Origin of the sequence: Vibrio mediterranei (assembly GCF_013364395.1) — a bacterium.
Classification (GTDB): Bacteria; Pseudomonadota; Gammaproteobacteria; order Enterobacterales; family Vibrionaceae; genus Vibrio; species Vibrio mediterranei.
Window position 1 is genome coordinate 1521894 of the sequence record NZ_JABXGK010000008.1, and the last position, 13500, is coordinate 1535393.

Annotated in this window: 11 protein-coding genes; 7 read left to right on the top strand and 4 right to left on the bottom strand. The window is 44.4% G+C overall.

The window, feature by feature from the left end; all coding sequences use genetic code 11:
• Positions 1-5: 5 nt before the first annotated feature.
• From HOP38_RS23940 to HOP38_RS23955, 4 genes are all read right to left on the bottom strand, one after another.
• Positions 6-968 (bottom strand): carbohydrate ABC transporter permease, encoded by a 963-nt coding sequence (locus HOP38_RS23940; protein ID WP_006070823.1) that lies wholly within the window; start codon positions 966-968, stop codon positions 6-8.
• A 6-nt stretch (positions 969-974) separates the two neighbouring features.
• On the bottom strand, positions 975-1838 hold the full coding sequence (locus HOP38_RS23945; RefSeq protein WP_006070822.1) for a carbohydrate ABC transporter permease: 864 nt from the start codon (positions 1836-1838) through the stop codon (positions 975-977).
• 103 nt (positions 1839-1941) lie between these two features.
• Positions 1942-3291, bottom strand: coding sequence for an ABC transporter substrate-binding protein (locus HOP38_RS23950; RefSeq protein WP_006070820.1), 1350 nt, complete (start codon positions 3289-3291; stop codon positions 1942-1944).
• A 66-nt stretch (positions 3292-3357) separates the two neighbouring features.
• Positions 3358-5055: an alpha-amylase family glycosyl hydrolase gene (locus HOP38_RS23955; RefSeq protein WP_198559173.1), complete on the bottom strand. Its 1698-nt coding sequence runs from the start codon at positions 5053-5055 to the stop codon at positions 3358-3360.
• A 282-nt stretch (positions 5056-5337) separates the two neighbouring features.
• On the opposite strand from HOP38_RS23955, the gene HOP38_RS23960 reads away from it, so the two are divergent.
• From HOP38_RS23960 to HOP38_RS23990, 7 genes are all read left to right on the top strand, one after another.
• The gene (locus HOP38_RS23960) at positions 5338-6678 is read left to right on the top strand and encodes a glycosyltransferase family 4 protein (RefSeq protein WP_198559174.1); all 1341 of its coding nucleotides are present in this window, start codon (positions 5338-5340) and stop codon (positions 6676-6678) included.
• A 9-nt stretch (positions 6679-6687) separates the two neighbouring features.
• On the top strand, positions 6688-8049 hold the full coding sequence (gene cpsG / locus HOP38_RS23965) for a phosphomannomutase CpsG (protein ID WP_198559175.1): 1362 nt from the start codon (positions 6688-6690) through the stop codon (positions 8047-8049).
• A 263-nt stretch (positions 8050-8312) separates the two neighbouring features.
• Positions 8313-9383, top strand: a complete 1071-nt coding sequence (locus HOP38_RS23970) for an ABC transporter ATP-binding protein (protein WP_006070814.1) — start codon at positions 8313-8315, stop codon at positions 9381-9383.
• Complete coding sequence (locus HOP38_RS23975) at positions 9376-10242, top strand: ABC transporter permease (RefSeq protein ID WP_038227318.1); 867 nt, start codon at positions 9376-9378, stop codon at positions 10240-10242. Before HOP38_RS23970 ends, HOP38_RS23975 begins: the two co-directional genes overlap by 8 nt.
• On the top strand, positions 10242-11126 hold the full coding sequence (locus HOP38_RS23980) for an ABC transporter permease (RefSeq protein ID WP_006070810.1): 885 nt from the start codon (positions 10242-10244) through the stop codon (positions 11124-11126). The genes HOP38_RS23975 and HOP38_RS23980 overlap by 1 nt, the downstream gene beginning before the upstream one ends.
• 39 nt (positions 11127-11165) lie before the next feature.
• Positions 11166-12281 (top strand): extracellular solute-binding protein, encoded by a 1116-nt coding sequence (locus HOP38_RS23985; RefSeq protein WP_006070807.1) that lies wholly within the window; start codon positions 11166-11168, stop codon positions 12279-12281.
• Between the two features lie 117 nt (positions 12282-12398).
• Complete coding sequence (locus HOP38_RS23990; protein WP_124941431.1) at positions 12399-13499, top strand: ROK family transcriptional regulator; 1101 nt, start codon at positions 12399-12401, stop codon at positions 13497-13499.
• Position 13500: the final 1 nt, after the last annotated feature.

Genomic DNA, 13500 nt, shown 5'->3' on the forward strand with positions numbered 1-13500 from the left:
AATTATTAACCTTTCACACCACCATCAGTTTTGCCACCATCCATATGACGCATAGCAAACAAGAAACACACTACGACTGGAGCCAGAGTTAACATGGACGCTGCCATGATTCGATCCCAAATCGCATTTTTCGATACAAATAGCTCTTGTAGCGCGAGTGGCAATGTGTAGAACTCTTTGAATTGTTTTAAGAATACAGACGCAAACAGGTATTCATTCCAGCCGATAATAAAGCAGTACATAAATACGGTTGCGAGCATAGGTACCGATAGCGGCAATACCACCTTCCATATTGCTTCTTTGCGCGAGTAACCATCCATCATCGCCGCCTCTTCTAACGCAAAAGGAATCGTGCGGAAGTAGTTACCCAGCATATACAGCGCGACTGGCAATGTTTGCACAATATAGATGGCGAAGAGACAGAACAGACTACCCCACATACTGGTCGCTAACCCGACGTTTACCGCCATTTGATACAGCGGTACCATCAACAGTACGCCGCCCACCATATAAACGAAGAGCACCGAGCGCTGAACAATTACCTGCCCAGTAAATCGCAGGCGCGAAATGGAATAAGCCCCCATGACTGCGAATATGAGTGACACCGTAGCCGCTCCCGCAGATATGGCGAAACTATTCAGCATAAACCGGCCAAAGGGAAACACATCAGAGTTACTGGCGTATTTCGCCATAATGGCGTCTTTCTTATCTTGAGGCAGCTTAGGGTTCTCAAGAATCTTTTGTATTGCTGCCGGTATCTCTACCTGTTTTTGCTCAGTTAAACCTAATAATTCCTTATAGGCGTCGAGATTAACGACCTGCGGAATCAATGACGGGTTGCCCCAGTCAAACTGATGTTTTAGTGAAGTCGACAGAATTTGCGCAAATGGAAGTAAGCAGAAGCTCACCAGTAAGAAAATTGCTAACGCAAATCCAATACGTCCTTTAATTGTTGGTTTTCCTAACATAATGAATTACCACTTAAGAATTTTCTTAACATAGAACCAAATCAGCACACACAAGACGCTGAACTGAATCACGGAGGTTGCAGCAGCAAGCCCTTGATCAATGACCCCGGTGAAGGCTTGGTAGTACGTAAATACTGGAAGAGTTTGAACATTGGGCGCTAAAAGGAACACGTCTTCAAAGCGGTTCAGGTTCCAAATCAAACGTAGAATCACTACCGTTGCCAATACGAAATAAATCTCTGGCAGCGTCACATGGAAGAAACGTCCAATTGGTCCATAACCGTCAATCGCCGCCGCTTCGTATTGGTCTTTAGGAATCGACGTCAACTTGGATAGGATCAATAGATATGCAATTGGGAAATGCTTCCAAACATCAAAGATAATAACGACCCAAACAGCCGAACCCGGCTCACCAATGAGGTTGGTTCGTTGATTCCAGATATGCAGTACATCAACCATTAACCAGTTGAAGACACCATTAACTGGATCAAAAAGAAATTGCCAACCAAACACAACGGAAATAACCGGCGCAAAATATGGCATAAGAATAGCGGCACTCACTAGGCCACGACCTCGGAACGGATTACGCATCAATAATGCGACTGCGAGTCCTAACAGCGTAGTGCCAGCAACAGTACCAAATAGGTAGATACCGGTTGTTGCAATTGATGAGTAATAGTCTGGATTTGCCAGTAAGCGAGCGTAGTTGGCAATCCCGACAAAAGTTTTGTCACCGTTCAGCTTTACATCAAAGAAGCTTAGGTAAACATTAAAAACGATTGGATAGAGTATCAAAAGCCCAATAATGCCAATGGTCGGAGCGACAAGCTTCCACCCGAACCGCGCTTCTGCTCTCTCTAATGGTGTCATGGTAATTCCTTGTTAATCTGAGGCAGCGCACCATGCTGCCCCGTAAAGGTTCTTAGTGAAGGTGCGCCGCTGGTTAGCCAGCGACGTCTTTCGCTATGCAGAGTTAGTTTTTGATAAGCTGCTGCATCTCGTTTTCAGCCCAATCCAACGATTTTTGCGTGTCTTGTCCTTCAATCACAGAGCTATAGATCATGCGTGGAATGATTTGTTTCGAGAAGATTTCACCAGATTCAGGGAACGCCTTACCGTCTACAATGGAGAAGTTCTTGATGTTCTCAAAACCGGCAATGATCTCCTTAATGGACTCTTTACCATAGTTAGCAAAAATGCCTTTTGGATCATTAAGGAATTCATCAGTTTCAGCGATGTCTCGAAGCATAGGAAGGTGGCCACCAGGTGCCATATGAGAGTATGCAACAACCTGATCTTTCTCGTTCATGTATTCAATGAACGCTTTAGTCGCTTCCACTTCATCCTTGTTATCGTTCTTCATGATAGAGAAACCAACCAAGGTACCAAATGTAGAAGCTGAAGTATGAGTGATTGCTGGAGCTAAACGCGTGTTCTTCGCTAGATTAGGATCGAATGTCGCGCCTTTAAGATCTTTGAAGTTCTCGTTACTCAATGAACTTGCCGCAGCTTCGGCGAGTGCAATGTCATCCATGATATACGTGGAGTAGAAGAACATCGCTAGCTTGCCTTGCAAATAGTAGTCACGTGCGCGCCATGTTTGTGGACCCGGAGGTGTGTACTTTGAAAGATCTTTATAAAAGTCTAAAACTTCTTTTTGCGCTTCAGAGTTGAATATTAGGTTGCCGTCTTTATCAAACTGACCTGCATCGTTTGATAGGGCAAACTGCGTATAAACTTGCTCAGCATAGCTATCCGCTTTAGTGCCAATTAAGATGCCGTATTGGTTTTCCTGAGGCTTATTAAAGTACTTCGCCGCTTTTTGAATGTTTTCCCATGTTGTCGGTGGCTCTAAACCCGCTTCTTCAAACCAGTCAGCACGATACCAAATACCTTGAACCCAACCACGATATGGTAGAGCAACAAATTTATTGTTGTCTGGGTCTTCTACCAACTTCAATGAACCTTTATAAAAACGGTCTTTACCTACTGCTTCTATGGTTGCGGTCGTGGCGTCTAAATCAACAATGCCTTGCTCAGCAAACGCTAATGACAGGTTAGAGCCTACTTCAATCATATCTGGGAGCGTATTCGATGCGGCAGCTGCAGCAATCTGCTTTGGCATGTCATTTTCATCTACTGCCACCACTTTTACATCGATACCTGGGTTCAATGCTTCGAACACATCAGCCATCACTTCTATCGTCTGAAGGCGGTCTGATTGGGTTTGTGTTGTCCAATACTCAACTGTAGTCGCTTGTGCAAGGCTGGATAAGCCTAAACCAGCTACGGCAAGTCCAAGGGTCAGAGTTTTTAGTTTCATCGTTATATCCTTTACGATTTAGGATTCATGTAATTTATGAGTCGCCAGCCAGGCTGGCTCTATTTTCTACTTAGCTAACCACATCACTTGATATGGTTGTACAGTAACAACACCACTTAAGTCGTTACCAGAAATCAAATCGTGAGAGACTCCTTTAAGCACTGAATTGGTATCTAGCTCAACCGCTTGATTTGAAATATTAATAGCCACCAATACTTGCTCATCACGCACAAAAGTGACCAATTGCTCACTGGTTGCCACTACACGCTGACTTGCGCTAGGAGCAAATGCTCTCTGTTGCTTACGAATACCCAGAATATGTTTAAAGCGAGATAGCACTTGGGCACGACGAGATTCTGGATTAGCCAACTCAGTTTCTACTTCAGTACGTTCGAGCTTTTCACGGTTAATCGCGCGGTTATACCCTAGGCGTTCCAATCCTTCTATATCGTTTCCCGACCCCAATAGACTGTGTACATATATTCCAGGAACCCCCGCCATCGAAATGAGAATGGACTGGGCCGCCATAAAGCGATCTAGGTTAGTTTGGTCATCCGAATTCGCATCACGGATGGCATCGAAATAGTTGATATTCAGCTCATAAGGGCTTTGTGTACCGTCACCGTTATCTTTGTATGAAACGCGGCCACCATTGGTCTGCACTACCGATAGTAAATGGTCGACTTGCTCTTTGTTTAAGATACCTTCTACAGGACGCACACCAATGCCATCATGAGAGGCTAAAAAGTTGAAGAATGTGGTCTGTTCCGAACACGGCTCTAAGCTCGACATCCATTCAACAATCTTTTCACTGTTGCCAGTTTGCAATGTATGCAGTGTTAATGGCGGTAGCGGGAACTGGTACACCAAATGAGCTTCATTCTCACCATTGCCGAAATAACTAATATTGTCGTTATGCGGTACATTGGTTTCAGTGATCAATTTAACGTGAGGAGCCACGGCACTCATTAATGCTCGCAGCGCCTGAACAATGGCATGAGTCTGGGGCTGATGAATACAAGGGGTATCCAACTCTTTCCACATAAAGCCAATCGCATCAAGACGAATAAAAGAGGCTCCTTGCTGAGCATAAAACAGCAGTAGCTCGGCAATTTTCTGAAACACTTCAGGACAACGGAAATTAAGGTCAATTTGATCTTCGCTGAACGTAGTCCAGATATGTTTTGTACCGTTTGCGGTTTCAAAGGTCGTCAGTAATGGTAATGCTCTAGGGCGTGTAACTGAACTGTAGTCTCGGTTTGGATTAGCTTCGGTGAAAAACTCTCGATACTGCGTTTCCCCTTTTAAATACCCTTGAAACCAATCACTGGATTTTGAAATATGGTTGATCACCCCATCAAACATTAGGTCATAGTTGTTCGACAATGATTGAACATCTTGCCAATCACCCAATTCTGGGTTGATTTTCCAATAGTCAACGACAGAAAATCCGTCGTCTGAGGTATAGGGATAACACGGGAGAATATGCACCGCAGAGAGCACATCAGCAGCATTATCGTTTAAGAACTCTCTTAGGGTATGAAGAGGTGCTTCTCCTTGTTTTTTGATTGAATCACCATACGTAATCAGCATGATGTCGTTTTGATCTACCCATTGCTTTTTACCCACATACTCAGGCTGATTCGCAATAACATTGAGAAGGTTGGGGATGAGTTCATTAAGTTGAGCTGGCGAATACACACCTGCCAAGATTTGTTGCAGGTCTTTTTTAACTTGAGAGTTAGCCGTCTGTTCCTGAGCCATGTTGATATCCATTATTACAAATCAAACAACCAAAACCGGTTTTGATACTTTTCCAAAAAATAGTGGCTTTTAATTTAACCACTTGATAATTGCGACTTGCACCTAGTCTAAACAGGCTTTATTGATTATTAATTGAGCCAAGTCTCATTTTTTCAGATAACCAAAACCGGTTTTGGATTATCGTGAATTCGATCACTAATTTGTAAAACTATCATTATATCCGTTTATATAATCCTCTAAATTACGTCCAACCACATTCAGAAATTATAGGGAAAGTGAAACATGAATATCCTCCTTGCACACTTTCGTGTAGGCGAAACTGATGGCGTATCTCTTGAGATGGACAAATGGAAATGGGCTCTGGAGAGCTTGGGACATAAGGTTTTCTATCTAGCAGGGAGTTCAGGCAGTACAGACGCTGATCTCGTGCCAGAGTTACATTATTTAGAGCCATTCAACGAAAAAATCATTCACAACGCTTATGTGAGCCGCGATGATTACGCATCAGAATCGGTTTTGTTAGACGCCATTGAACATCGAGCCAATGACATTGCCGCAGGTATCATCAAGGTTATCGACCAACGAGATATTGACATTATTGTCCCAAATAACATGCTGTCACTTGGCTATCACCTACCAGCCGCACTCGGTATTATGAAAGCGGTCGAAGCCACGCAGACTCGTGTTATTTGCCATCATCATGATTTTCATTGGGAACGTGTTAAATACTCAAACCCAACGTCTCCAGGCATTCAGCAACTGCTCAACACCCTCTTTCCTCCTAAACACCCACTGGTTGAGCACTGTGTGATCAACCGTATCGCGCAAACAGAACTTCAAAAACGCCGCGACATCGAATCTACGGTGGTGCCTAATGTGTTCGATTTTCAGGGCAGTGATTGGAAAGTTGATGAATACAATCAAGATCTGCGAGCACGATTCGGTGTCGGCGCAAATGATATCCTGTTTCTGCAAGCAACACGTATTGTTGCAAGAAAAGGCATCGAACTGGCAATCGACTTGATTGATGCAATGAACAGACAGCGTGAAGAGCTCGTTGGAAAAACGCTCTATAACGGAGAAATATTTAGTGCAGACAGTCGCTTAATCCTTATGTTTGCAGGAATGTGTGAAGAAGACAGTTATCTTGACTTATTGAAGAATAAAGCCAAGGCCTGCAACGTGGAATTACTGTTTATCAATGATTGGGTAGGTCATTCTCGCGGTGAGAAAGAAGGGCAAAAAGTCTATTCTTTGTGGGACGTCTACTCACACGCAGACATCATCACCTACCCTAGTTTGCTAGAAGGTTGGGGAAATCAATTTCTAGAAGGACTTGTCGCTAAAGTCCCTATGGTAGTGTATCGCTATCCTGTATTTGACTTAGATATCGCCGATTACCAATTTAACATTATCGACCTTGGCAATGACCATCAAGTGGATGAATCTGGACTCGCTGTCATCGCTCCAGAAACGTTAAACGGCGCCGTCAATTCAACACTTGAGTATCTGTTTGATGCTGAATTGAGATCATCCGGTATGCAACAAAACTATGACATTGGCGAAAAGCACTTGTCTTATGGCGCATTAAAAGCGATGCTTTCGGACATTTTTCAAGGATAAGGTCTAGTCATGAAAGCACTTAGCTGTTTTAAAGCTTATGACATTCGCGGCAAGTTGGGAGACGAACTCAACGAGGATATTGCCTACCGCATTGGCAGAGCATATTCGCAATTTCTAAAACCTAAAACCGTAGTTGTGGGTGGCGATGTTCGTGAGACATCAGAAAGTCTTAAACTTGCCTTGGCGCGTGGCATTATGGATGCAGGTTCCGATGTTGTTGATATCGGTATGACAGGTACAGAAGAGATTTACTTTGCGACCCAGTCACTGGACGTAGATGGCGGAATCGAAGTCACCGCAAGCCACAATCCTATTAACTACAATGGGATGAAACTGGTTCGAGATAACGGTAAGCCAATCAGTGGTGATACTGGTTTGAACGACATTAAACAGCTCGCTGAACAAAATGACTTTGAGTCAATTGCTCAAGTTGGACAATACAAAAAATTGTCTAACCTTGATGAATACACCGAGCATTTGCTTAGCTACATTACGCCGAACAACATCAAGCCACTTAAGCTGGTAGTAAATTCAGGCAATGGTGCTGCAGGTCATGTTATTGACGATCTGGAAGCAAAATTCGCCAAGTTGGGCATTGCCATCGAATTTATCAAAGTTCATCACCAACCTGACTCTAGTTTCCCAAATGGTATTCCTAATCCACTACTACCGGAAAACCGTGCCGCCACTTCTGAAGCAGTTGTAAAACACGGTGCTGATATGGGTATTGCATGGGATGGTGACTTTGACCGTTGCTTCTTGTTTGACGAGCAAGGTGAGTTCATTGAGGGCTACTACATTGTGGGTCTATTAGCAGAAGCGTTCTTGCAGAAGAATCCAAATGCTCGAATCATCCACGATCCTCGTTTAACTTGGAATACCATCGACATCGTCACAGAGAATCGCGGTACTCCGATAATGTCTAAAACGGGACATGCTTTCATCAAAGAGCGTATGCGTTTGGAAGATGCAGTGTATGGCGGCGAAATGAGTGCGCACCATTACTTCAAAGACTTTGCCTACTGTGACAGTGGAATGATTCCTTGGCTGCTTGTCAGTGAGCTTCTTTGTGTGAAGCAGCAGCCGCTCTCTAAGTTGGTTGCCGATCGTATTGTCGCGTTCCCATCTTCGGGCGAAATCAACGCCAAACTGCAAGATCCAAAAGCTGCCATCAAGCGCGTTCAACAAACTTTTGAACACGATGCCCTTGTTGTCGATTATACCGATGGTCTCAGCATGGAGTTTAATGACTGGCGATTCAACTTACGTACCTCTAATACTGAACCAGTGGTGCGACTGAACGTAGAGTCACGACACAATACCGAATTAATGTCCTCAAAAACTCAGCAGATTCTCGATCTGCTTAGCTAGCCTTCAGAGAGGGAGTGACCACTCCCTCTCTCTTTTCTCTTCCTCAAAAACACCTCAATTAAATTAACTAGATTAATGTAAGCCAACTATTTACATGCGTAAGATCACACTATCTAACCTTTTTCATCAGTAAATCCGTTAATAACGCTTATCACGTGACCACTTTCACAGATCAATTAAATTAACTTAGTTAATATAATTGCAATAATGAAGCGCTAGACTCCAAATCTGTGCAAACTTCTACTGAAACGGAATGCAACTCAATGTCCCGATTAGAACTAAAAAATATCTGTAAAAATTTTGATGATTTTGTCGCATCTAAAGACATTAGCTTTGTGGCGGAAGAGGGAGAGATGGTTACTCTTCTTGGGCCTTCTGGCTGCGGCAAAACAACGTTGTTAAAAATGATCGGTGGTTTCCACACTCCCGATTCTGGTGAGATTCTAATTGGCGATGAAAACATCACTAATGTTTCTCCAGAAAAGCGCAATACCTCTATGTGTTTTCAATCTTACGCGCTTTTCCCTCACTTGAGCGTTGAGCACAACATTGCCTTCGGTTTGAACCAAAAAGGCGTAGCAAAAGCAGAACAGATTGAGCGCGTTCAAGAAGCCGTCGCACAGGTCGATCTGGGTGAACATTCTCATAAAATGCCAAGCGAATTGTCAGGTGGACAACAACAACGCGTCGCACTTGCTCGCGCGATGGTAACTCGACCTGCTGTAATCTTATTCGACGAGCCATTATCTAACCTAGATGCGAAATTAAGAGAGTCGGTTCGTTTTGAGATCCGCGAACTTCAAAAACGCTACAATCTTACTGCTATCTACGTGACACACGATCAGGCAGAAGCACTAGCCATGTCAGACAAGATCGTTGTGCTTAATCGTGGCCGTATCGAACAGATTGGTACCCCGGAAGACATCTACTATCGTCCAGCAAACCGCTTTGTTGCTGACTTTATTGGTGCCGCTAACATTCTACCTGCACAAGTAAACAAGACAGAGCAAGCCAACACTTACTCGGTCACAACAGAAATTGGTGATTTCATCGTTGAATCTGATGAACCACCAAAGTCAGACAATATTTTTGTTTGTTGGCGACCAGAAGACGCTCGCTTAGCTGAAGATAGCGATATCAACCGCTTCCAAGTGCGCGTCAATCAAATGGCTTTCATGGGTAATGTCACCGACCTTCTAGTGGAATCACTTAATGAAGTTCCACTAGAAATGCGTATTCAATTACCAAAACAGCCTAAGTTCCAAGATAACCAGTTAACATTCAGTTTGCCTAAGACTGGTATTAGGTTCCTTGAAGAGGTGCCGCATGACTAGTCTACGCACCCACTGGAAAACCTGGCTCATGCTATTGCCTGGCGTAGGCACCATCTTACTTTTGATGGGTTCAACGTTTTACATGGTGGTTGCCCAGAGCTTTGGTTTTCATAACATGATGGGAGAGAGTGGCTTCTCCACTGAATTTTGGCGTGATGCACTTGCTGACCCAACACTTCACAAGTCACTGATTTACTCTATTAAAGTATCAGTCATTGGCGCTCTTGGCGCGGTGTCTCTGGCCTACCCGCTTGTGCTTTGGCTACGTAAGCCCTTCACCGGTTCAACCACGATTACAGGTCTATTGCGCGCTCCTATGTTCATTCCAGGCTTGGTTGCCGCATTCTTGTTGGTTAACGTGATTTCGTACCATGGTGTGGTTAACCAAGGCTTGATGTGGCTTGGCATTACTGAAAAACCGATTCGTATGCAAAACGACAACTTCGGTTGGGGCGTTATCATTCTTCAAATCTGGAAACAGTTGCCGTTTGCAATGATTCTACTTGCGGGTGCGGTGAACTCAATTCGAAATGATGTTCTCGATGCCGCCTCAGATCTTGGCGCAAACGCATGGCGTCGCTTCACTGGCATCGTGTTCCCACTATCTATACCAGCCCTGCAAGTCTCTTTGATTCTAATTTTCATCGGTGCTCTAGGTGACTACTCGTTCTACTCGATTGCGGGTCCTAAGAACACTTACTCGCTATCTATGTTAATGCACATTACCTCAACAGAGTTTATGGAATGGAACAAAGGTGCTGTTGTGGCCGTCATCATCATGGTGACCGCTGTAATCGCCTCACTGGCTATCTCTCTACTGACTGCCCCACTAGCCACTAAGAAAGGGAAGCTGAAATAATGACTGCACTCGCCTCAACAGCAAAAGCACCACGCCGCAAACTGCCGAAAATAAGAACGGCAAATGGCAAACTGATCAACAAAATCGCTATTGGACTGTTTCTTGCGGTCAACTTCTTCTGGTTAGGTGTGCCATTTATTATGGCGCTCATCTGGTCACTCGTAGACCCGGAACACCCATGGAGCTATCCAGATGTTCTTCCACCGGTGATGTCATTCGGACGTTGGACAGACATGTGGGAAAACTCAGGTCTAGTGGAAGCACTAACTAACAGTTACTCGATTGCTCCAGCAGTCGCTCTTTTGACAGTATTGCTCGCACTTCCAACGGCTTACGCACTAGGCCGCAAGGATTTTCCGGGCAAGAAAGTGGCCGAAGTTGTCACACTTCTACCGCTTGTTATGCCGGGTATGATCATCGGTGTCTTCTTTAGCTCGATGCTGATCAACCTTAATTTGTCTAACGCCTACCTTGGCATTGTGATTGGCCATACGGTACTGGCTTTGCCTTATGCTATCCGTATTTTGTCAGCCAGTTTCAAAAGCGTTCCTCAAGATCTTATTGAGGCAAGCCGTGACTTAGGTGGCAGCCCTTGGACAACATTTAAACACGCGTATCTGCCAATGCTAAAACCTGGCTTATTGGCATCGTTGATCTTCTGTCTGGTGATCAGTATTGAAGAATTCAACATCGCCTTTGTTCTTGGATCACCGGATTATGTCACCGTACCGACCATCCTGTATTCCTACTTAGGTTACTCTTTCATCCGTCCAAACGCGGCGGTGGTATCACTCATCCTTGTGATTCCAAACGTAATTTTGATGCTCATTATCGAGCGTTTGCTTAAAGGCAACTATCTGGCGGACTCTACCGGTAAAGCCTAACTGTACCTACAACTATAAAGATATTAAGAGAATGGATTTATGAAAAAATTAGTTCTAACCGCAGCCATGACTGCACTTGCAGGTCTTTCTACCAATGCATTGGCTTATGACCTAAACGACATGACATGGGATGAAATTGTCGAGCAAGCGAAACAAGAAAAAATGGTGAACGCTTACATCTGGTATCTACAGCCTGAATTCAGAAAATTCTTTAAAGAATTTGAGAAAGAGTACGGCATTAAAGTTCGCGTGCCAGAAGGTAATGAATCAGGTAACCGCAATAAGCTACTTGCTGAAGCACGCCGCGACCAAGGCAGCATCGATGTGATGGCACTCGATACTGTGAAACTGCCGATGCTACTGCAAAGCAACGTCGTTTATGGTCCACTGACCGATATTATTCCGGGTAGCGAAAAGTTAAGAACTAATCTTGTTGGCGTCGACACTCAAGGTTATGCCTATGCGTTCTGGGGCAACCAAACAGGTTTTGCTTATGACCCAACTCGAGTCGATGAAAACAACCTGCCTCAGTCTTTTGATGACCTGACAACTTGGATCAAAGAACACAAACAACAGTTTGGTGTGAACGATCCAAACAAAGGCGGTGCAGGTAATGCCTTCATTCAACGTGCAATTTACTACGCATCAGGCAACAACGATGTCTACTTCCAAAATGAAATGGACAAGTCTGTAATTCCTACTTGGTCAAAAACGTGGGAGTGGTTTGAAGGTAATCAAGACAACATCGTTATTACCGCTTCAAATGCAGACAGCTTAACGCGCATCAATGATGGCGAAATCTCTATGGCACCAGCTTGGGAAGATCATCTAGCAGGTCTACAGAAAAAAGGGGCGATCACTAAACGTATCAAGTTCTATATTCCAGAGTTTGGTATGCCAGGTGGCGGTAACATCATCCTAATGCCGAAAAATGCTAAGAACAAAGCAGCGGCTGCGGTATTCATCCACTGGATTACGTCGGCACAAGCACAAACGGGCTTAAACGCAACGTTTGGTGCAGCACCGCAGCACCCAGATGCTGATGACTCCAACGCACTTATCGACAACGCACAGCGTAAGTACAGCTCTGAGTTCTTTACATCAGAGTACGCAACGGAAGCCAAGAAAGCATTTGTTCAAAACGTACTTATGTAACATTTTTGCCCGGTCTTTGGCCGGGCCTATTTGGTTTGAAGGTTAAATGTGTCAATGTATGTCATTGATTTAGCTTTCAAATCAAATAGAAAGAGATTTTCAGTTAAGGAAACACCATTGATAGATTTCGGAACAGACACACAGCGTTCAATTCTTGCATTGATCCGTCAACAAGCACCAACCACACGAGCAGCCCTTGCTGAGACCAGTGGTTTAACGCCTGCGGCCATTACAAAGATCACCAAGAAGATGCTTGATGAAGGTCTTATTGTCGTCACTGGTAAGCAACAGGGGGGCAGAGGTCAACCTGGTATTGAGCTAGGTATTAACCCTCAAGCAGCCTATAGCTTAGGGGTAAACATAGAGCTGGAAAAAATCAGTATTGAATTGGTAGACCTTGAAGGAGAAGCTATTTTCTCTAAAGCCATTCAAGGCATCTATTCAGACCCTCAAAGCGCACTTGAAGAACTATCTAGTCTTATCGATGTCACTTCTGTTGCCTTTGGTAGCGAGTTTTCTAAGCTAATTGGAGTTGGCGTTACGACCAGTTGCAACTTCAACAAAGAGTCTAACACCCTCACCATGCCTCCTCACTTAAAAGCCTGGGAGCAGATCGACATCAAAGCCGCGGTAGAAGCTAAATTCAATTTGCCATGCTGGATTGAGAACGACGGTATAGCCGCAGCATTGGGTGAATCTGTGCGCTCCCGCCGAAGTACTGGTGCGAACTTTTTCTATCTATATCTTGGTTATGGTATTGGTGGCGGTCACTTCTTTGAAGGCGAAGTCTATCGCGGTGCACGAGGCAATGCGGGTCGCATTGGTAAGCTGTTTCCTGAGCGTGACAATCGTCCTTCTCTGTCTTGTCTGTATGAAAAACTAGGGCTATCGGAGCCTAGCGCTCACCGAGCCGATACGCTTGCGACTTTGTTAGAAAAGAAACCGGAAAAAGTGGTCGAATGGAAAAGTAATGCTCAGTTGCAACTAACGTCTGCGCTGCAAGCTATTCGCTCTATTTGCGATCCAAACGAGATCATCATTGGCGGTTTGTTACCACCACAATTAGTCGAAGAACTACACCTTGCTGCCATTGCATCCATTCAACAGTATCTCGAACCTGATGAAGCCATGCCTAACATTGTTCCGGCGGCCATTTCCGGTGACAAAATTGCAGCCACAGGTGCGGCTATGCTACCTCTATACAACCTCGCTTACTAAA